The 19,515-nt window shown below is 70.9% G+C and carries 20 protein-coding genes; 16 read left to right on the top strand and 4 right to left on the bottom strand.

Annotation, left to right across the window (positions count from 1 at the left end):
* The first annotated feature begins 62 nt into the window (after positions 1 to 62).
* The 6 genes from ACH9D2_RS01940 (at position 63) to ACH9D2_RS01965 (ending at position 5,984) form a co-directional block, all read left to right on the top strand.
* Positions 63 to 719, top strand: a complete 657-nt coding sequence (locus ACH9D2_RS01940) for a DUF6318 family protein (protein WP_396361075.1) — start codon at positions 63 to 65, stop codon at positions 717 to 719.
* 188 nt (positions 720 to 907) lie between these two features.
* Positions 908 to 1,786 (top strand): PKD domain-containing protein, encoded by an 879-nt coding sequence (locus ACH9D2_RS01945; RefSeq protein ID WP_396361076.1) that lies wholly within the window; start codon positions 908 to 910, stop codon positions 1,784 to 1,786.
* Between the two features lie 128 nt (positions 1,787 to 1,914).
* Positions 1,915 to 2,304, top strand: coding sequence for a hypothetical protein (locus ACH9D2_RS01950; RefSeq protein ID WP_396361077.1), 390 nt, complete (start codon positions 1,915 to 1,917; stop codon positions 2,302 to 2,304).
* Between the two features lie 41 nt (positions 2,305 to 2,345).
* Complete coding sequence (locus tag ACH9D2_RS01955) at positions 2,346 to 3,701, top strand: M4 family metallopeptidase (RefSeq protein WP_396361078.1); 1,356 nt, start codon at positions 2,346 to 2,348, stop codon at positions 3,699 to 3,701.
* 75 nt (positions 3,702 to 3,776) lie between these two features.
* A complete protein-coding gene (locus ACH9D2_RS01960; protein WP_396361079.1) occupies positions 3,777 to 4,109 on the top strand; it encodes a protealysin inhibitor emfourin in 333 nt (110 codons plus the stop codon).
* 291 nt (positions 4,110 to 4,400) lie between these two features.
* Complete coding sequence (locus tag ACH9D2_RS01965) at positions 4,401 to 5,984, top strand: aryl-sulfate sulfotransferase (RefSeq protein WP_396361080.1); 1,584 nt, start codon at positions 4,401 to 4,403, stop codon at positions 5,982 to 5,984.
* Between the two features lie 222 nt (positions 5,985 to 6,206).
* Here the strand turns inward: ACH9D2_RS01965 and ACH9D2_RS01970 are convergent, their stop codons facing one another.
* Complete coding sequence (locus ACH9D2_RS01970; RefSeq protein WP_396361081.1) at positions 6,207 to 6,731, bottom strand: VOC family protein; 525 nt, start codon at positions 6,729 to 6,731, stop codon at positions 6,207 to 6,209.
* Positions 6,732 to 6,804: 73 nt separating this feature from the next.
* On the opposite strand from ACH9D2_RS01970, the gene ACH9D2_RS01975 reads away from it, so the two are divergent.
* Positions 6,805 to 7,620: an AraC family transcriptional regulator gene (locus ACH9D2_RS01975; RefSeq protein ID WP_396361082.1), complete on the top strand. Its 816-nt coding sequence runs from the start codon at positions 6,805 to 6,807 to the stop codon at positions 7,618 to 7,620.
* A 24-nt stretch (positions 7,621 to 7,644) separates the two neighbouring features.
* Here the strand turns inward: ACH9D2_RS01975 and ACH9D2_RS01980 are convergent, their stop codons facing one another.
* Entirely contained in the window at positions 7,645 to 8,007 is a 363-nt protein-coding gene (locus ACH9D2_RS01980; RefSeq protein WP_396361083.1) for a rhodanese-like domain-containing protein, read from the bottom strand.
* A 242-nt stretch (positions 8,008 to 8,249) separates the two neighbouring features.
* On the opposite strand from ACH9D2_RS01980, the gene ACH9D2_RS01985 reads away from it, so the two are divergent.
* From ACH9D2_RS01985 to ACH9D2_RS02015, 7 genes are all read left to right on the top strand, one after another.
* Complete coding sequence (locus ACH9D2_RS01985) at positions 8,250 to 9,350, top strand: oxidoreductase (protein ID WP_396361084.1); 1,101 nt, start codon at positions 8,250 to 8,252, stop codon at positions 9,348 to 9,350.
* Positions 9,351 to 9,600: 250 nt separating this feature from the next.
* Complete coding sequence (locus ACH9D2_RS01990; protein ID WP_396361085.1) at positions 9,601 to 10,560, top strand: CPBP family intramembrane glutamic endopeptidase; 960 nt, start codon at positions 9,601 to 9,603, stop codon at positions 10,558 to 10,560.
* Between the two features lie 435 nt (positions 10,561 to 10,995).
* Positions 10,996 to 13,020, top strand: coding sequence for a DUF222 domain-containing protein (locus ACH9D2_RS01995; protein WP_396361086.1), 2,025 nt, complete (start codon positions 10,996 to 10,998; stop codon positions 13,018 to 13,020).
* 277 nt (positions 13,021 to 13,297) lie between these two features.
* Positions 13,298 to 13,549, top strand: coding sequence for a DUF3253 domain-containing protein (locus tag ACH9D2_RS02000; RefSeq protein ID WP_396361087.1), 252 nt, complete (start codon positions 13,298 to 13,300; stop codon positions 13,547 to 13,549).
* A gap of 33 nt (positions 13,550 to 13,582) precedes the next feature.
* The gene (locus ACH9D2_RS02005) at positions 13,583 to 14,308 is read left to right on the top strand and encodes a hypothetical protein (RefSeq protein ID WP_396361088.1); all 726 of its coding nucleotides are present in this window, start codon (positions 13,583 to 13,585) and stop codon (positions 14,306 to 14,308) included.
* A 9-nt stretch (positions 14,309 to 14,317) separates the two neighbouring features.
* On the top strand, positions 14,318 to 14,833 hold the full coding sequence (locus ACH9D2_RS02010; RefSeq protein ID WP_396361089.1) for a methylated-DNA--[protein]-cysteine S-methyltransferase: 516 nt from the start codon (positions 14,318 to 14,320) through the stop codon (positions 14,831 to 14,833).
* A 32-nt stretch (positions 14,834 to 14,865) separates the two neighbouring features.
* Entirely contained in the window at positions 14,866 to 15,216 is a 351-nt protein-coding gene (locus tag ACH9D2_RS02015) for a cupin domain-containing protein (RefSeq protein ID WP_396361090.1), read from the top strand.
* Between the two features lie 42 nt (positions 15,217 to 15,258).
* Here the strand turns inward: ACH9D2_RS02015 and ACH9D2_RS02020 are convergent, their stop codons facing one another.
* Positions 15,259 to 16,326, bottom strand: coding sequence for a spore photoproduct lyase family protein (locus tag ACH9D2_RS02020; RefSeq protein ID WP_396361091.1), 1,068 nt, complete (start codon positions 16,324 to 16,326; stop codon positions 15,259 to 15,261).
* 152 nt (positions 16,327 to 16,478) lie between these two features.
* Here ACH9D2_RS02020 and ACH9D2_RS02025 point away from each other — a divergent pair, with 152 nt between their 5' ends.
* Complete coding sequence (locus ACH9D2_RS02025) at positions 16,479 to 17,978, top strand: FAD-dependent oxidoreductase (RefSeq protein ID WP_396361092.1); 1,500 nt, start codon at positions 16,479 to 16,481, stop codon at positions 17,976 to 17,978.
* Between the two features lie 31 nt (positions 17,979 to 18,009).
* On the opposite strand, the gene ACH9D2_RS02030 is transcribed toward ACH9D2_RS02025, so the two are convergent.
* Positions 18,010 to 18,231, bottom strand: a complete 222-nt coding sequence (locus tag ACH9D2_RS02030) for a hypothetical protein (RefSeq protein WP_017831777.1) — start codon at positions 18,229 to 18,231, stop codon at positions 18,010 to 18,012.
* A 375-nt stretch (positions 18,232 to 18,606) separates the two neighbouring features.
* On the opposite strand from ACH9D2_RS02030, the gene ACH9D2_RS02035 reads away from it, so the two are divergent.
* The gene (locus ACH9D2_RS02035; protein ID WP_396361093.1) at positions 18,607 to 19,515 is read left to right on the top strand and encodes a PIG-L deacetylase family protein; all 909 of its coding nucleotides are present in this window, start codon (positions 18,607 to 18,609) and stop codon (positions 19,513 to 19,515) included.

The following is a 19,515-nucleotide window of genomic DNA, read 5'->3' on the forward strand; positions in this document are numbered from 1 at the left end:
TTACCATCTGACCCATCCGGCCGGTCCGTCCGGGGCGTGGCAGAGCGAAGCGGGGGAACTTCATGGTCCGGTGCAACCCAGTCGGCACGGCGGTCGGGGGCCTCGTCCTGTCGGCACTGCTCCTCACGGGGTGCGGCACCGACGACGACGGCGCCGCGGCGTCACCTTCCGGCGCCCCTCCGTCTGCCTCAGCGGCCTCGGCGGCGCCTACGGCGGCGCCCGGCCCCGACGCCACTCCTGCCGACTACGTGCCGGCCTCGCTCGACGGACCCGCGCAGAACGTGCCGAAGCCTGTCATGCCGGACCTGGCGAGGGAGGAGTCCCGGGCGGGGGCACAGGCGTTCCTCGACTATTGGTCCGACGCGAAGTGGTATGCGTACGAGACTGGGGATGCGTCACTAGTGCGGGATGTCACGTCTCGTCATTGTGAGGCCTGCGAGGAGGAATTCGAAGACATAGAAGATATATACGCTGAAGGTCTCTGGACGGTGGGCGGGCGTGACTCGATAACCATTCAAGACGCTAATCTCGTAGAAGCGGCCGATGGTGTATATAAGCCTGTCGTTGAATACTCGCGAGAAGTCGGGAAATTAGTTATGGGCGGTAAGGTCGTAAAAAATGCGGCGGGCGAATCAGGCGATCCGTCCTTGGTGTATCTCGACTTTGTCGAGGAAGAATGGGTATATATCACTCTTGCACCAATCCCGGGAAGTTCGTGATGAGGAACGTCCCGCCGCGTTTCACCTTGGTTGGTTTATCAATTGCAGCGCTCTTGCTCGCCACCTCCGTGGTGGCTGTGGCCAGCGAAGATTTGGGCGACGGCATTTTTGATTCCAATGACCTTCAGAAATCGACCAAGAACACCAGTGCAGTCGCTAAAAAAAGTGAAATCCATCTGAAAGTAAGTGTGCCAGAAGGTCATTCGGGGACTGGTGGCGTAGTAGTTGATCGACCCAGCTCCTCCGGTCCCCTCCCGGTCGACTACGACCCGGACGAGGACCCCGTCTTCCAGAAAGCCCTCCGCCAGTACCTGAGCGACCAGGGAATCGACCGCCCGTTCAACCCGGACGCGATCGCGCGGTCGAAGTCGCAGACCTTCGGCCTGCAGAACCCCTGCACCAACCGCACCGGCGGCGCCCTGGACGACTGCCTGGCCGAGCGGGACTGCACCACGGCCGACGGTGGCGAAGGCGTGTACATGAACGTCGTCGTCCGGCAGGAGGAGAACCTCAACACTCCCTGGGGCGAGCCGATGTGCGTGGCGGTCGCCGAGGCGGAGGGCGGGGAGGAGGTCGTCGAGCTGCCGACATTCACCCTGCAGGACTTCAAGACGCTCGCCGTCGCGCCCGCGGCCAGTGCCGTCCAGCCCGCGCCCGACACCCTCAGGGGCATGCACACCAACGTCTGGGCGGAGGCTCGTCCCCAGCAGTTCAGCACCGAGCTGGGTGGGTTCCCGGTGCAGGTGCGCGCCGTGCCGGTCCAGTACGCGTGGGACTACGGCGACGGAACCGCGCTCGGACCCACCGAGCTCAGCGGCGCCCCGCTCGAGGAGGGGGCGTGGGACGTGGAGACCGACACCAGCCACGTCTACACCGAGACCGGGGACTACACCGTCTCGCTCACCACCTGGTTCTCCGGCGAGTACTCCGTCGCGGGCGGTCCGTGGCTGCCCGTGGCAGGGCTCAACGACGTCGCGAGCGCGCCCGTGCCGATCAGCGTCTGGCGCTCCACGGTGCGCAACTACGCGGACGACTGCCTCGAAAACCCGCAGGGCACCGGCTGCTGATCTCCGCGCCGGCCGGTACACCGTCGGATCTTGGTGAGATGATCGATGCACATGGTTCTCCGGACCCGGAGAGCCCGGTCAGCGGTCCCGCCGGTGCTCGCGCACCGGACGAGGAAAGGGGCGGAACAGTGACGATCTCCGGTCCGTGGGTGCTCCACTTCAGCTGGGGCTGCTCCGACGACTACGGCCGGGTGAGCCTTGCGTTCAACCCGGACGGCACCTTCTCGGGCGGCGGCTTCTCCGGCGCCTGGCGGCAGCACGACGGCACGCTGCTGCTCCGCTTCGCCGACGGCCCGGCGCAGTACGGCGGCACGGTCACCGGCAGCGCGGCGGCAGGAGCGATGTCCTCCTTCGACGGCTCGCCGGGCGGCTGCTGGTACCTGGTCAGACAGGGGGGCGCCGGCGGGCCGGAACCGGCGGACAGCAGCGCCGGGCAGCCGGCGGACGCCGCCGGGCGGAGGCTGGACTCCGCGGGGACGGCGCCCGGTGAGCTGGACGCCGCGGGCAACCGGATCTGATGCGGACACGTGGGGAGACGATGACCATGGAGCAGGGACAGATGTCCGGACACGGACCGTGGTGCGGCGTGATCCCGCCGTACGTGCACGAGCAGATGGCGGTGCACGGGGACGAGCAGACCCGCAGAATCGCCCTGGCCGCGCTCGCCGTGGACACCACGGTCCGCGCGGAGCGTCTGATCGCGGATCTGACCGTCCGTTCCGTCGTGGCGCAGGCGGCCGCGCACAGGGAGCGCAGGGTGCACTCGGCGGGCAACACCGCCGAGCTGCCGGGAACGCTCGTGCGCTCCGAGGGGGACCCCGCCAACGGTGATCCCGCCGTGGACGAGGCGTACGACGGGCTGGGCTCCACGTTCGAGCTCCTGCAGGACGTCTTCGGCCGCAACTCCCTCGACGACGCCGGCATGCCCCTGCTCGGCACGGTGCACTACCAGGACAAGTACAACAACGCGGCCTGGGACGGCCAGCAGATGATCTTCGGGGACGGCGACGGCCAGTACTTCAACCGCTTCACCGCATCCGTGGATGTCATCGGGCACGAGCTCGCGCACGGCATCACCACGCACGAGTCCGACCTCCTGTACATGTACCAGTCCGGGGCGCTCAACGAGCACTTCTCCGACGTCATCGGGGCCATGGTCAAGCAGTACGTGTCCGAGCCCCGGCAGACCGCGGCGGACGCCGACTGGGTCATCGGAGCCGGCCTCTTCACGACCGCCGTCAACGGTGTCGGCCTCCGGTCGATGAAGGCACCCGGCACCGCGTTCGACGACGACGTGCTCGGCAAGGACCCTCAACCGGACCACATGTCCCGCTTCGTGCACACGCTGGACGACAACGGCGGAGTGCACATCAACTCCGGCATCCCCAACCGGGCCTTCTACCTCGCGGCGACCGGGCTGGGCGGCTACAGCTGGGACCGGGCCGGGCGGATCTGGTACGCCGCGATGCGGGATCCCGAGCTGCGGCGCCTGCGCTGGACCGCGCAGTTCAAGGACTTCGCGGGTCTGACGATCAAGCACGCCGCCGCCCTGTTCGGGCCCGCGGAGCAGGCCGTGGTGGCGGACGCGTGGCAGCAGGTGGGGGTCACGCCCGAGGCGACCCGGGCCGTGGGCGCCCTCGTGGACGAATGGATGCTCCACTACAGCTGGGGCTGCACGGACTCCTACGCGCAGACGGTCCTGATGTTCCACGAGGACGGGTCGTTCACCGGCGAACTGTCCGGCAAGTGGCACCAGCAGGACGGCACCCTGCTCCTGTCCTTCGACGCCGGTTCCGCCCGGTACGCAGGCACGCTCGCCGGCGACGTCGCCACGGGCGCCATGTCCAACTTCGAGGGGGCGGACGGTTGCTGGCGCCTGACCCGGAAGGGTGCCACGGGTATAGTCGGGAACTGATTCCCCACAGGCCCCGCCGGTCCCCGCACGGACCGGTCCGGGCCATCCACGTCCTACGGAGGGACGGTGCCGTTCATGGCGAGAGTCAGCTACCGCCTCGAGGGAGGCATCGCGTACTTCCCGGGGCTGGCCGTGCAGAGAAGCTTCGACACCGAGTCCCTGCCCCAGGCGCAGCAGGACGCACTCCTCGACCTCTTCGAGACCGTCCGCGCGCACCGGCTTGGATCGGCCGCCCCGACGACCCGCCGCGGAACGGCCGACCAGCAGTCCTACGTGATCGAGGTCCAGGAGAGCTCCGGCGTCCGGCGCCTCGTGGTGAGCGAGTTCGACCAGGACCCGGCGGCGCAGGAGCTCGTGGCGCGACTGCGCGACTGCGCCGACCAGTGCGAGCCCGGCGGGGGGCAGTGAGGCCGGTTCGGGATCGCCGCTGGTCATCCGGTGTCATTCCTCGACCTCGATCTGCTTCCGGGGTGGGACGTTAGCCCCTGCAAATGCATCGTCCCTTATCAGACGGCGATCGGGAGGTTACACTCGGCCGCACTTGACCGCCGCGCCCACCGCCAGGAGTCCGAGATGTCGAAGAGATCGCGCGCTCGTTCCGTCACACTTCTCGCGGCGGCCGTCCTGGCCGTGTCGGGATCCCCGGCCCTCGCGGCTCCGCCTCCGAGGGTGCTGCAGCAACCCGATGGTCCCCCGGTGATGCCCGCCGCCGACGAGCTGGTCGCCACGGCCGAGGCCTACCCGGAGGCGGACACGACCCTCTACACCGTCTCGGTCGCCCGCAACGGCGTTCCCGTGGAGCCCGGCGGCTTCGCCCTGGACGTGCAGCAGGTGGTCGACGCCGCGCTGGAGGACCTGCAGACCGTGGGGTCCTCTCCCGCGGACCCGCTGCTCGTGCTCAATCCCTTCGGCACCAACACCACGGGTGTCTACGCCCAGTTCGAGACCGAGGACGACGGCACCCTGACCTACACCGTGAGCTCCCCGGGCACCGAGGACTTCACGCGCGTCGCCGAGGACCACGACCCGAGCGCATCGTCCTTCGAGGGGCAGCTCATCGGGGTGGTCCCGGGCGCCGAGAACACCGTGACCGCCACCTGGCAGCCCGACGACGGCGAACCCACGGAGTTCTCGTTCACCATGACCGCCCCGCCGAGTGCTTCGGGCGACCGCACGACCCTCGACCGCACCGTGGAGGGGGACGCGGAGGAGCTCACCGACGGCCTGTTCGCCGTCATGGGCCTGAAACGCCATGTCGACTACACCCTGCTCTACGACAACGCGGGGGTGCTGCGCGCCGAGTTCGACCTCGACGGCTACCGCACGGACCGCCTGGAGTTCTACGGCGACACCATGGTGACCACCGTCGGGACCAACAAGGTGGCCCGCATCGACGGTCTCGGCCGGGTCGTGGCCACCCACGTCCTGACGGGCTACGAGATGCACCACGACTTCGACGTCACCGACGACGGCAAGGTCGTGACCCTGGCGACGGAGACGGCCAAGGGCAGCGTGGAGGACGTCCTGGTCTCCCTGGACCTCCGGACCGGGACCTTCGAGAAGACGGTCGACTTCGCGGAGCTCCTCGCCGACTACAAGTCCCGCACCCAGCCCTACGGCCCGAACGCGGTGGACGACTGGCTGCACCTGAACTCGGTCGACTGGTCCCCGGACGGTGACTCCGTGATCGTCAGCTCGCGCGAGACCTCGGCGATCCTGAAGGTCGACGACGTCCACGGGAGCCCCGAGATCGACTACATCATCGGTCAGCGCGACGTCTGGGCCGGCACGGACGCCGAGGACCTCCTCCTCGAGAAGGCGGGGGACTTCCCCGACACCGGCGGACAGCACTCGGTGGTGCGCCACGACGACGAGTCGCTGGCGGACGGGCAGTACTACCTCACGATGTTCGACAACGCGTTCTGGAGGTACAACAGCCGCCCGGACTACACGGGCTCCGTGCCCGCTGAGGCCTCCCCGGTACTAGGGGCGGATCCCTCCCTCCGCTCGAAGTACCGGAGGTACCTCGTCGACGAGAACGCCGGCACCTACAGTTCGGTCGAGAGCGTTCCCGTCCCCTACTCCGCGATCGTCAGCAACGTGCAGGACCTCGGTGGTCCGCTCGTGATCAACAGCGGCCAGGCCCTGACCTTCGCTGAGTACGACGCTCAGCGCGAGGTCATCGCCCGGTTCGACTACGCCCTCGAGGGAACGACCGAGAACGACTTCGCCTACCGGGTGCTGAAGTACGAGTTCGACGACTTCTGGTTCGAGGGGTCCTGAGCCGGCGCTCACGAGGCCGGAGGCGGACGGCACCACCGGGGCCCCGGGCCCTCGCCCGCAGAGGCGGAGCCCCGCAGGGTGCGACTCCTGGCACCGGGGGGTGGACACCGCAGCCCGGTGCGCACGGCAGGGGATCCGGCTCGGAGCGAGACCCCGGCGACATCGCCCTGGAGCTCCACGGCCCGGCCGCCGACCTCCAGGGCGCCCGAGCCGCATCACGCGTCACTCCTGCCCCATGGACTCCGCCCACTCGGCGACACGGGCGTTGCTCTCCTCCTCGGAGAGGTCCTCGACCCGGGTCATGACCGACCAGCGGACGCCGAACGGGTCGCGGATGCTGCCGAAGCGGTCGCCGGAGACGAACGTGCTGACGGGTTCGCGGACCGTGGCGCCGGCGTCGACGGCGCGCGCCACCACGTCGTCGACGTCCGGGACGTAGAGGCCCAGGGAGTAGCAGTCGTCGTCGCCGGCGGGCGGTGCCACGAGGTGGAAGGCGGGATTGACCTCGCCCAGCTGGAGGCGTCCGGCACCGAGGTCGAGGGTGGCGTGCACGACGACGGGCACCCCGTCCGGTCCGGGCATGTCGGTGCGGTCGACGAGGGCGGCCCCGAAGGTGCGGGTGTAGAAGTCGATGGCCGCGGCCGCGTCGACCACCGCGATGAAGGGAGTCAGGGACGTGAACCCGTGGGGCATCCCGTCGGTGGTGTGCGCTCCGGTGACCCCGCGGGGATGCTGTTCTGTGCTCATGCCCCGAGCCTAGGAAACGGGCCGGGACCGGTCTTGAAGATTTCCGCCACCCTCGGCTGGTTACGCTCGTGCCATGAGCGAGCCGCCCACCACGCGGGGCCACCTCACCCCGGGACCGCACGCCACGGTCGTGCGCCTGCCCGCGCCCGACGACGTCGCCCACCTCGTCCGGCAGCTTTGGATCCCGGAGTGGGACCTGCCGCCGGGGGAACGGGTCGAGCAGCTGGTGCTGGGCTATCCGGCGAGCAACGTGGTGGTCGAACCGGACGGAGTGGCGCTGCACGGGCCCACGAGCCGCGCGTCCACCCGGGTGCTGACAGGCCGGGGCTGGGCGGTCGGGGCGCTACTGCGACCGGCAGGAGTCCTGCTGTTCACGCAGCGCCCGGCGGACCTGCTCGACGGGTCGGCGCCTCTCCCGGCACCCGGGTTGCGCTCGGCCGTCACGGAGGCCATGACGGGTGCCGGTCCGGACGGTCGGCACGCACGGGCGGCGGCGCTGATCGCCGAGCACGTCCGGGTGCTGGCGGCGGCGGTGCCCCCCGCGGCGGCGCGGGACGGTGCCGTGGCCAACCGCCTGGTCGACCTCCTCGAAGCGGGTGCCGACGTGCGGAGCCCGGCCGACCTCGCCCGGCAGCTGCACGTGTCCGAGCGCTCGCTGCAACGGCTCGCGGCCCGGTTCGTGGGGATGCCGCCGCAGTTGCTGCTCCGTCGTCGTCGGCTCCAGGAGGCGGCCGAACGGATGCGCGCGGACCCGGCGGGGGACCTGGGGGCGCTCGCCGCGGAGCTGGGTTTCGCGGACCAGTCCCACCTCACCCGGGAGTTCCGCTCGGTGCTGGGCGCCACCCCGCGCGGCTACGGCCGCGCGCGGTCCCGCAGGGAGGAAGGGTGAGGAACCCGGGGACCCGGCCGCGGGTCAGGCGACGGTGCCCGGCCGGCCGTTCTTGGCCACGACACGCTCTCCGGCGCGCTGCCAGGCCGTCATGCCGCCGCGGAGGCTGGCGACCTTGTAGCCCGCCTCCGCCAGCTGCCGGGCGGCGTTCGCCGACCGGGCGCCGGACCGGCAGACCGTGACGATTTGCCGGTCCCTGGCGAGCTCGCGCTGACGGGTGGCGATGGCGTCCAGGGGGATGTGCCGGGCGGCCGGGGCGTGGCCCGCGCGGTACTCCTGGGCCGTGCGGACGTCGACGAGCACGGCGCCGCCGTCCAGGAGCTCCCGGGCGCGCGCCACGTCCGCGGTCTCGTAGGTGGTGCCGAAGAGGCGGTTGAGGAATCCCATGGCTCAGTTCTCCTTGCCGGTGGTCGAGGGGCCCGCGCCGGGCCGGGGCTGCGTCCCGCCCGGCCCGGGCGCGGCGGTGCTGTTCTCCAAGAGGTGTCCTTCCGTTCGGCCCGACGAGGCGGGCCATCTCGACCAATGATACCCCAGGGGGTATTTTTGTCACCAGCTGTGAGGAACGAGACAGCAGATGCGCAAATAACTCCGCGGCATCCCCCGTTGAGACGGAAAGAACCAGTTCTCCGATGAAAGGCCTGCCCGTGCCGAGCTCCACCTTGTCCACACCCTTCACCCTCGGCTCCCTCGAGCTGCCGAACCGCCTCGTCATGGCGCCGCTGACCCGCCTGCGCTCCGGCCGGGACGGTGTCCCCGGTGAGCTCAACGCGGAGCACTACGCCCAGCGCGCCTCCATGGGTCTCATCGTCACCGAGGGCACGTACCCGGACGCGGCGGGCCAGGGCTTCCCGTTCCAGCCCGGCATCGAGACCCCGGAGCAGGTCGAGGGCTGGCGCCGCGTGGCCGAGAGCGTCCACGCCGCCGACGGCCGCCTGTTCATGCAGGTCATGCACGCCGGGCGCGTCACGCACCCGGACACCAACGGCGGTCACGAGCCGGTGGCCCCGAGCGCCGTCGCGATCGAGGGCCGGACGCACACCTATCAGGGGAAGGCCGACTACCCCGTCCCGCACGCCCTGACCGCCGAGGAGCTGCCGGCCGTGGTGGAGTCCTTCGTCCGCGCCTCGCGCAACGCGATCGAGGCGGGCCTGGACGGTGTGGAGATCCACGGCGCCAACGGCTACCTGCTGCACGAGTTCCTCGCCCCCGGCTCCAACCGGCGCGCCGACCAGTACGGCGGCTCCCCGGAGAACCGTGCCCGCCTCGTGGTCGAGGTCGTCCGGGCCGTGGCCGAGGCCATCGGCGCCGAGAAGGTCGGCCTGCGGATCTCGCCCGAGCACAACATCCAGGACGCCTGGGAGACGGACCACGAGGACGTCCGCGCCACGTACGCGGCTCTCGTCGACGGCATCGGGGATCTCGGCATCGCCTACCTCTCGGTCCTGCACAGGGAGCCGGCGGGGGAGTTCGTGCAGTGGCTGCGCTCCCGATTCGGCGGCGCCTTCCTGGCCAACAGCGGCTTCAGCGACGTCCCGACCACCCGCGAGGAGGGCGTGCGGCTGATCGAGGAGGGCGCGGCGGACGGCGTCGTCGTCGGGCGCCCGGCGCTCGCGAACCCGGACCTGGTGCGGCGCTGGACCGAGGGCCTGTCGGAGAACGTGCCGAACCCCCTGACCTTCTACACGCAGGGGCCCGAGGGCTACACGGACTACCCGCTCGCGCAGGTCTGAGCGGTTCCCCGTGTCCGGCCGTGCCGGGCGGACACGGGGTGGCCACCAGCGGAGATCCAGGTCACTCCTCGGGGCCGGCCTCGGACCGTGATCACTGAGTCCTCCGGAATCCCTCACGGTCGTCGTCATTCCTTCGAGCTGCCGGTGGGATGTCCCGGACCGGCCATAGAATCGTGTGCAGCTCTCCTGCTGGTCGCGGTGAGGTCGGCAGGAGCAGGTTCTCCCGAGTCGGTGGCCGGAGGTGAGGACGGTGGGAGCCAACCCCGAGTCCCGGTGGCAGCTGCCCCTGTTCTTCGTCCTGGCGTTCGCCATCACCTGGTCCGCACACGTTCCGGCGATCGTCCACGCCCACGGCCGCGGGCAGAGCCTGACCAACGAGGCCAGTCTGCAGCACCTGGTGTCCCTGGTCCGCGGCGAACTGGATCCCGGGTTCGCGGCGGTGTTGCTGCTGGCGTTGTTCTCGTTCGGGCCCAGCGTGGCCGGCGTGGTCGTCACAGGACTCTTCCACGGCAGGGCAGGCCTGATGGACCTGGCCCGGAGGGCAGGCAGGGTCCGGGTCCCCGCACGGTGGGTGCTGATCGTGCTCCTGATGCCCGTGGGTCTGTCCGCAGCAAGCTTGCTGATCGGCTGGGTGCTGGGCGGGTTCGCCCCGTACCGCTTCGAGCTGCTGGTGCCGCTGGCGTGGTTCGTGCCGCTGCTGCTGTTCATGCTGGTCTTCACCGGCTTGGCCGAAGAGGTGGGCTGGCGGGGATATGCCCTGCCGCAGCTGCAGAAGCAGCACACGGCCGAGCGGGCGAGCTGGATCCTGGGCGTGCTGTGGGGGCTGTGGCACCTGCCGGCCAATCTGCTGGGTCCCTGGCTGCGCGGACAGCTGAGCGTTCCGATGGTCATGGCCGTGCTGCTCAGTCTCACCGTCGGCATCGTGGGGTGGACGATCGTCCTGACCTGGATCTACAACAACACCGGCAGTGTGTTCTGGATCATCTTCCTGCACGGGTGGGCCGCTACCGTGCAGTCCTACCTCGTGCTCTCCTCGGGCAGCTTCACCGCTCAGGTCGTCTACGGGGTCCTGCCCTGGGCCATTGCCGTCCTCGTGCTCAAGCGCTACGGCGCCGCGACCCTCACCGGTTCCGACCGCGGTGGTCCCAGCAGGGTCGCGGCACCGGAGCCACCGACAGGGAACGAGGGGGCCGACAGCAGTGCCCGATGAGATCCGGCCGTGCGCCGTCGCCCCAGCGAGTCGGCGCATTTCGAGGAGAGCCACCGCCGGGAGGATCAGGGCGTGGCGTGGCTTCGCTCCGCTCCCACTGGGGCCCAGGGCGTGTGAAGCGCAGGATCCAGAAGATCGTGCGCTCGTCCCCGGCGGTGCCGGCCCAGAGGGGTCTTGGCCTCGATCCCGCGGTCGGTGGGGTTGAGCCCGGTCAGCTCGCCCCTCTCGTGGATCGGAGGCCGCCCACCCGGCCCCACGGGGTGGCCGGAACGGGACCAGCCGGGCCATCAGCTCCCGGAGGCGGTCATCGACCATCCACGGCCGCATCCTGGTCGCCATGGAGGCACTGTGAACCGCTCCCGGGCGGGCGGGCGACAACAGATCGGCTCCTGAGGCCAGGTCTTGGCGTGTCGGAGCCGGCTGGGACCATGAACCATGGCCACGACCGCCGTTCCGCCGCGAAGCCTGGAGGACGCCCTCCGGGAGGAGACGGACCTGGCCGAGATCGGCGAGGAGTTCTCCGACGGCGTGCGGGCGCTGGTCGAGGAGTCCCGGGCCGAAGCCCGGGCGGCAGGGCACCAGTACCGGCTGCTCCACCGTCTCTGGCAGCTCCAGGAGGAGGCCCGGGAACAGCGCTGGATGGTGGAGGCGCACTGGATGCCTCCCGAGGCGGACCGGCTCGGCCCCCACTCCCTCGAGCCCGACGAGCAGACGATCCGGGACGTGGCCGACGAGATCGGTCCGGCCCTCCGGATCCCTGCGGGCACCGCGCTGCGCCGTGTCGAGGACGCCGTGCTGCTCGCGGAGGACCTGCCGGAGGTCCTGGAGGCCCTGGAACAGGGCGAGATGGGCACCCGCCAGGCGGGGGTGCTCATCGAGCTGTGGCGCGAGCTCGTGTGGGACGCCCGTGGCCTTCCACCGCAGCTGCGGGCGCCGGTCGAGGGCGTCCACCGGATCGTCGACGAGCTGCTCCTGCGGGCGCCGGACAGCACCGTGGCCCAGCTGCGCGCCCTCGCACGGCGGCGCCGGGCGGGTCTGCTGCGGGAGACCGAGGAACAGCGCCACCGGCTGGCGCTGCAGGACCGTCGTGTGTGGGTCGAACCCCGGGAGGACGGCATAGCGCAGCTGTGCGCCCTCCTGGACGCGGCCACCGCGCACGCCATTCAGGACCGCCTCGACGCGCTGGTCGATCGTGCGGCCCCTGTGGTCCCGGGCCATGCTCCCGCAGCCCGGGTTGGAGCCTCGGCGGCGCAGGCCGCCAACTCGGCGTCACCCACGCCGAGGACTGCGGCCGCGGTCGACGGTGAACGGTCCGATCTCGCGGCCGGGATGCCCGAGCACCGCACAGCGCCCCAGCTCCGCGCCGACGTGCTGGCGGACCTCCTGCTCGACGGCGAGCCCGCCGACCTGCCGGAGCACCTGCGCGGCATTCGCGGGCACGTGACGGTCACCGTGCCGGCTCTCGCGCTTCTCCGGAACGCGGGGGAGCTGCTTGCCGGTCCCGGCGCAGATCTGCCGGCGGCGTCCCACTGCACGGAGCTGGACGCCCACTGCGCGGAACTGGACGGCTACGGGCCCATACCGGTCGGCCTGGCCGAACGGATCGCGGCCCGCGCGCCGTCCTGGTCCCGGATCCTCACCCATCCCGTCACGGGAACCGTTCTGGACCGGAATCGCAGCACTTATGCCGTGCCCGCGGATCTCAAACACCGTCTGCGGGCCCGGGACGGCACGTGCCGCTTCCCGGGCTGCCGACGCCGGGCGTCGCGCTGCGACCTCGACCACACCATCGCCTGGGCCGACGGCGGCCGGACCTCGGCGGACAATCTCGCGCACCTGTGCCGGCACCACCACCTGCTCAAGCACCGGGACGGCCCCCTGGGCCGATGGCGCGTGGAGCACGTGGCCTCGGAGCGTCTGGAGTCCCCTCGTCCGGAGCCCTCTCGCCTGGAGCCCGGTCGCCCGGAGCCCGAGCGTCGGGCGGTCGACGATCCGGATCCGGAGCTCCTGCAGCCAGGGTGCAGGAATCCCGCCGCCGAGAGGTCCGGACGGGCGATGCCCCTGTACCAGCACGGCGTGCTGGAGTGGACCTCTCCCGCCGGCCAGGTCCACCGGACCTATCCGCACGAGCACCGCCATCCGGCTCCGGGCCTCGCTGCGCAGTCCGGTCCGCACCGTCTTCCGGTCCGTGCGCCGTACGCTGTCCCGGGCTCCGTTCTGCACCCGGATACGGCTCCCGTTCCGCATGGTGTCCCGGGCTCCGTTCTGCACCCGGATACGGCTCCCGTTCCGCATGGTGTCCCGGGCTCCGTTCTGCACCCGGATACGGCTCCCGTTCCGCACGGTGTCCCGGGCTCCGTTCTGCACCCGGATACGGCTCCCGTTCCGCACGGTGTCCCGGGCTCCGGCTTTCGGCCGAGTCATTGCCCAGGGCCGGCCGATGAGCCGCCGCCGTTCTGATTTGTGAACCTGGAACCCGGCCGCTGGAACCCGGCCGCTGTCCGCGGTCCCGTCCCGGCCCCGGGCCGCCGGAGAACTGAGGCGCCTGTCACTTCCCACCATCCGGGCCCGCCGATCGTCCCGGAGCCGCCGATCGTCTTGGAGTCGCCATGAGCCCGCACAAGCTCGCACAGGCCCGCACGAGACATGCACAAAGCCCCGTGAGACCGCACAAGCCCGCACGCGCCCGCACAAGGCCCCGTGAGTCCGAATGAGCCCGCACGATGAGGGGCCGCACATGTCCACCCCGTTGCCCGCCGAGATGCGCTCGGTGCTGCTCGACCTGACCCGCCGCCGCGGGCCCGCGAAGACCGTCTGCCCCTCCGAGGCTGCTCGCTCTCTGGCCCCGGACGGCTGGCGGGACCTGATGGAGGACGTGCGCCAGGAGGCCTACCGGTTGGCCGACGACGGTCTCGTGGACATCACCCAGCAGGGTCGCGCGGTCGACGGCCGGACGGCTCGTGGGCCGGTCCGCGTCCGACTTCGCTGAGCTGCACGAGAGCCCCCGGGTAGCGTGTGGGTCATGACGACCGCACCCATCAGCACCCTGCTCGGGTCCGCCGCCCGCGCGCCGTTCGTGCTGCTCAAGCAGTTCCGGGCGCACCGGCCCATCCACTCGGAGGGTGTCGGGCTCGAAGGCGTCCTGATCCGGACGGGCGGCAGCAGCGGCATCCACTGGATCGACGAGGCCGGCGAGGACCCCGTGCGCGCCCGTTTCTCCCGCTCCGTCGGCTTCCCGCAGGGGTGGCCCGACATCCTGGGCCTCGCCCTGCGCTGTCCCGTGCCGCCCTCCGGGCAGATGGAGGGCCGCAGCAGCGGCCGGGCCGACATCCTCCTCGCGACCGCCGGCAGCGGACGGTTCTCCCGCTTCGTCCCGACCTTCCACCGGTACGTGCCGGACGGTGCGTTCGCCTCCTTCATGCCCTACCGCGGCCTCGACGGCCCGGTGCTGGTCGCCGCGCACCCGGAGCCGCGGTCGGAGCGCCTGTCGGCCCGCTCTGACCGCTTCCGGGCGTCGGTCGCCGTCGAGCCGTGGGCCCTCGGTCTGCACTGGGCCACGCCCCTCGGGCCGTGGCAGCGCTTCGGGACGGTGGAGCTCGGCCCCGGCGCGCCGTTCGGGGACGACGAACGGTTCGACCCCCTGCTCAACGTCCCCACGGGCGCGGAGAACTACGGGTGGACCTACCGGCTGCGGGAGCCCTCCTACACCCTGGCCCGCACCCCGCGGGACCAGCTGCGCCGGGCGTAGAATCGGCCCATGGGACTGAGACTGGGTCCGCCACCCACCAGCGCGACCGTCCGTCGCCACGCCGTCGTCGAGTCGCCCATCGGCCCGCTGGCTCTCGTGGAGCAAGCGGGCGCGCTGGTGGCGCTCTCCGTGGAGGGAGCACGCCAGGGGCCGGTCCCCACCTCCTTCGGGGCGCGCGACGACAGCCTGCTCCCGGACGTCCGTGCGCAGCTCGGCGAGTACTTCGCGGGACGGCTGCAGGAGTTCGACGCCGACATCGTGCTGCACGGGACGCCGTTCCAGGTGCGCGTGTGGAACGCCCTCGCACAGATCCCGTACGGCACGACCGGCACCTACGGTCAGGTCGCCCGTGCGATCGGGGCGCCCCGGGCCGCACAGGCGGTCGGGGCCGCCAACGGCCGCAACCCCGTCAGCCTGCTGGTCCCGTGCCACCGGATCATCGGCGCCAACGGCCGGCTCACCGGCTACGCCGGCGGCATGGAACGCAAGGAGTACCTGTTGCGCCTCGAGGGCGCGCTGCTCTGATCACCACCGCTGACGCTCCACCAGGAGGACCCATGACCCGCCTCGACGACCTCGCCACCGTCAATCTCGAGAAGGCGCGGGCGTCGAGTGCCGGGCGCAGCGCGGAGCTCGTGGTCCACGACGGCGTGCTGCGGCAGACGATGATGGCGCTGTGCGCCGGCAAGGAGCTCGCCGAGCACGTCTCCCCGCCCGCCGCCACCCTCCAGGTGCTCCGCGGGCGGGTCCGGGTGCTCAAGCGCGGTCAGCTCGCCGAGGAGCTCACAGCCGGGGAGCTGCTGTCCCTCACCGACTCCCGCCACTCGGTGGAGGCGCTGGAGGACTCGGTGTTCCTGCTGACCACCGTCTCCCGGCCGTCGGACGGCTACGACCCCCGGGTGGCGTGAGCCGGGAGCGCGGTCGCAGAAGAGGGGGCTCGGCACTCCGTCTCAGAACGCGTAGCGGACGTCGCAGTACGGCAGCTTCTCGTGCAGCAGGTCCAGGAACTGCTCCAGGTACCGCTGCTTGTCCCGGAACCGGTACCGCACGTTCAGGGCCCCGTTCTGGGAGCGCTTGGTCTCCTGGAGGTCCGGGCGCCACAGCACCTCCTCGGCCTTGGGGTGCCACTGCGTGTTCACCTCGTGGAGCTGCGCGTTGTGGGTCAGGAAGATGACCTCCGAGGCCAGCTGGTCCTTGGCCGCCGCGCTCAGGCCGTCGTCGAGCTGCTCGAAGAGCTCGGCCCAGTCCTCCAGCCACGTGTCCGTGACGATCACCGGCGAGAAGTTCACGTGCACCTCGTACCCGGCAGCCACGAACTCGTCGATGGCGGCGATCCGCTCCGGCACCGGGGTGGTCCGGATGTCCGTCAGCTTGGCCAGGTGCGCCGGCATCAGCGAGAACCGCACCCGGGTCCGTCCCTGCGGGTCCCATTCCAGCAGCTCCCGGTTGACGTACTTCGTGGCGAAGGACGCCTTGGCCGTGGGGTGGCGGCGGAACAGGTCCACGAGGTCGTGCACGTTCTCGCTGAGCAGCGCGTCCACCGAGCAGTCGCTGTTCTCCCCGAGGTCGTAGACCCACGCGTCCGGGTCGCACTGGTTGGGCTCCGGCTTGGTGCCCTGCCGGCGGATGTGCCGGTCCAGGTAGCCGGTGATCTGCTCGATGTTGGCGAAGACCGTCACCGGGTTGCTGTAGCCCTTCCGCCGGGGCACGTAGCAGTAGGCGCACGCCATGGCGCACCCGTTGGCCGTGGACGGCGCGATGAAGTCCGCCGACCGGCCGTTGGGCCGCGCCGCCAGTGACTTCTTGATTCCCAGCACCAGGGCCTCGCGCTTGATCCGCACCCACCGCCGCGCGTTGGTCTCGTCCCCGTGCAGCTCCGGGATCTGCCAGTGGCTCGGGACCTCCACCAGGGTCGCGTCCGGCCAGCGCTCGAGCACCTCGCGCCCCCGGGGCAGCTCGGCGGCGGCCGGCTCGTAGTAGATGCGGGTGATGTCGACCATGGACGGTTCCGGGGGCATGAGGACGAGTCTAGGAACCGCCTCCGACAGCCGGCTCGCGGAGTCCTCCCCGGGGACGGACGGTGGACTTCGTACCCGAAGGCCATGAGGATGGCATCACGGTCCGACCGAAACGACCACTCCGGCAGCAGCGATCACGAGGGAGTTCTCCCATGAAATCCGTATGGCTTGACACGTACGAGGTTCCGTCCGCCGCGTCGGACCAGTTCGCCCCGGGGGCGCACTACGACACCGTGGTCGCGGGTGCAGGACTGACCGGACTGACCACCGCGGTGCTGCTCGCGCGTGCGGGCCAGCGGGTCGCCGTGCTCGAGGCCCGCTCCGTGGGGGCGGTCACCACGGGCAACACCACGGCGAAGCTGTCCCTGCTGCAGGGCACCACCCTGTCCCAGATCCACCGGCACCAGTCGGACAAGGTGCTGCGCGCCTACGTGGACGGGAACCGGGAGGGCCAGGAGTGGCTGGTCCGCTTCCTCGAGGAGCGCGGGGTCCCGTTCCAGCGCCGCGACGCCTACACCTACGCCACGACGTCGAAGGGCGCCTCCACCCTGCGCAAGGAGCTCGAGGCCGCCCGTCTCGCCGGTCTGCACATGAACTGGACCCGGGACACCGGCCTCCCCTACAAGGTCTCCGGCGCCATCACGATGCCGGACCAGGTCCAGTTCCACCCCATGGAGGTGCTCGGGGCCCTCGTCGCGGAGCTGCGGGAGCTCGGCGGGACGCTCGTGGAGGGCGTCCGGATCACCGGCGCCGGCGTGCGCTCGCCCCTGACGGTGCAGACCTCGCAGGGCTCGGTGCGGGCCGACCGGCTGGTGCTCGCCACGGGCATCCCGGTCCTGGACCGCGGCGGGTACTTCGCGAAGCTCTCCCCCAACCGTTCCTACGCCATGACTTACCGGGTCCCCGGGGCGCCGGGGTCCATCCCGGTGGGCATGTACATCACCGCGGACAGCCCCACCCGCACGCTGCGCACCGTGCCGGTCGACGGGGAGGAGCTGCTGCTGGTGGGCGGCAACGACCACGTGGTGGGGCGCTCCGCCTCCCCGCAGGCCGCCGTGGACGACCTCGAGTCCTGGACGCAACGCTGGTTCCCCGGCGCCGAGCGCACCCACGCGTGGGCGGCGCAGGACTACCAGTCGGTCAACCTGATCCCCTTCATCGGCGCGCTGCCCCGCGGCGGCGGCAACATCTACCTCGCCACCGGCTACAACAAGTGGGGGATGAGCAACGCCGTCGCCGCCGCGATCGCGCTGAACGCCGAGATCGTCGGTGGCAGCGTGCCGTGGGCCGAGACGCTGGGCCGGCGCGTGACCACGCCGTCGGACATCCTCACCGCCCTGCGCGTCAACGCGGGCGTGGGCCTCAACGCGCCCAAGGACTGGCTCAAGGCCGAGCTCAAGGAGCTGCCCGCCGGCGCGCCCGGCGAGGGACAGGGCGTCGTCGGCCGCGAGCACGGCCGGCCCGTGGCCGTGTCCACCGTCGACGGCACCACCTGCAAGGTCTCCGGCGTGTGCACCCACCTCGGCGGCGTGCTGCGCTGGAACGACGCCGAGCGCTCGTGGGACTGCCCCCTGCACGGGTCCCGGTTCGCCGCCGACGGGTCCCTGCTCGAGGGCCCCGCGGTGAAGGACCTGCCCCGGTCCGGGCACTGAATCCTGTCCCCGGACGCGCTGCCCGGAGGTCCTACTTCTTGGAGGAGGTCTCCTCGAGCTTCAGCGCCACGCCGATGGCGAAGAAGGTCGGGGTCCACTCGCCCACGAACAGGCCCCAGCGGTCGGCCTGGGGCTTGGACTTGCTCTTGCCGAGGCTGGCCGCCCACGAGAGGACGGACAGGCCGATGGAGGCGAAGCCCGCCGCGTAGGCGTGCTCGCTGCGGACACCAAGGTTCTGGATCGTGCTGATCATGGACGTACCTCTTTCCTGTGGTGGTCACCGCGAACGGTGAACTCCTCGAGCGGTGTGGCCCCAGTCTCACACGAAACGGGACAATAGGAAAGCAGGCTGACTATAAAGTCAGCCGAGTGCACCAGCGGGCCGGCTGTGACCCTCCGTCACCGGGGGGCGGGGTCGCTCGGTGGCGATGTGGGCAGATGTGGGGTCGCCCGAACGCCCATTAACAGATGCAAAAAACTGTTTCCTCATGCAAACTGATCCATACCCGACCCGGTGGTGACCACCACCCCGGTCGGGCGGACGTCGAACCGGTCGGGGGGCCGGTGGCGTCCTCGGCCCGGAGCGAAGGAGCATCCGGGCCGGGCCGATCATCTCTGGGGGGGAAACATGCTGCCATCCGTCGTGGGTGCTCTGCTGAGCACCGTCGTCCTCGTCTACGTCCTGTCGAACGCCGCCTACACGCGCCACAAGCGGTTCATCGTCGGCGCCAGGACGCTGCGCAGGGCCATCGTCGTCGTCTACTCGGTGCTGCTGCTGCTCAACCTGTGGTGCGCCACGATCATGCCCGTCACCCTGGTCTGCGACGCGATCGCGGTGGCGACTCTGGTCGCCACCGGAACCTTCGGCTTCGTCATCGCCGAGCGACGGATCCCCGCCACCACCGTGGTCGAGCGCCGGAGGGTGCTGGCCGTGGGGGCGCACCCGGACGACCTCGAGCTCGCCTGCGGGGCGACCCTGGCCAAGCTGGTGGACACCGGCCACGAGGTCCGCGGTCTGGTGATGAGCTCCGGCGAGGTCGGCGGCAACGTGGGTCTGCGCCCGGCCGAGGCCCAGCGCGGCGCCTCCTTCCTGGGACTCACGGGCCTGCGGGTGCACGACTTCCCGGACACGAAGCTGGAGACCGTGAGCAACGACATGGTGCGGGCCATCGAGGCCGCGATCCGGGAGTTCGAGCCGGACGTGATCTTCACCCACTCCGCCCATGACCAGCACCAGGACCACTACGCGGTGCACCAGGCCACCCTGCGCGCGGCCCGGGCCCACCACTCGATCCTGTGCTTCGAGTCCCCGTCGGTGACCCGCGACTTCGACCCGTCCGTGTTCGTGGACATCGACGGCTACGTCGACGTCAAGGTCGAGGCCGTGCTCTCGCACCGGGACCAGGCCGGCAAGCCCTACATGACTCCGGGGCGGGTCCGCGGCATGGCGGCCTTCCGCGGGGCGCAGGCGAAGAACACCAACGCGGAGGCCTTCGAGCCGGTCCGCCTGCTCGGCTCCGCGATCGGCGACCTCTGA

It is taken from the genome of Kocuria rhizosphaericola (assembly GCF_044462205.1).
In the GTDB taxonomy this organism is placed as follows: Bacteria; Actinomycetota; Actinomycetes; order Actinomycetales; family Micrococcaceae; genus Kocuria; species Kocuria rhizosphaericola.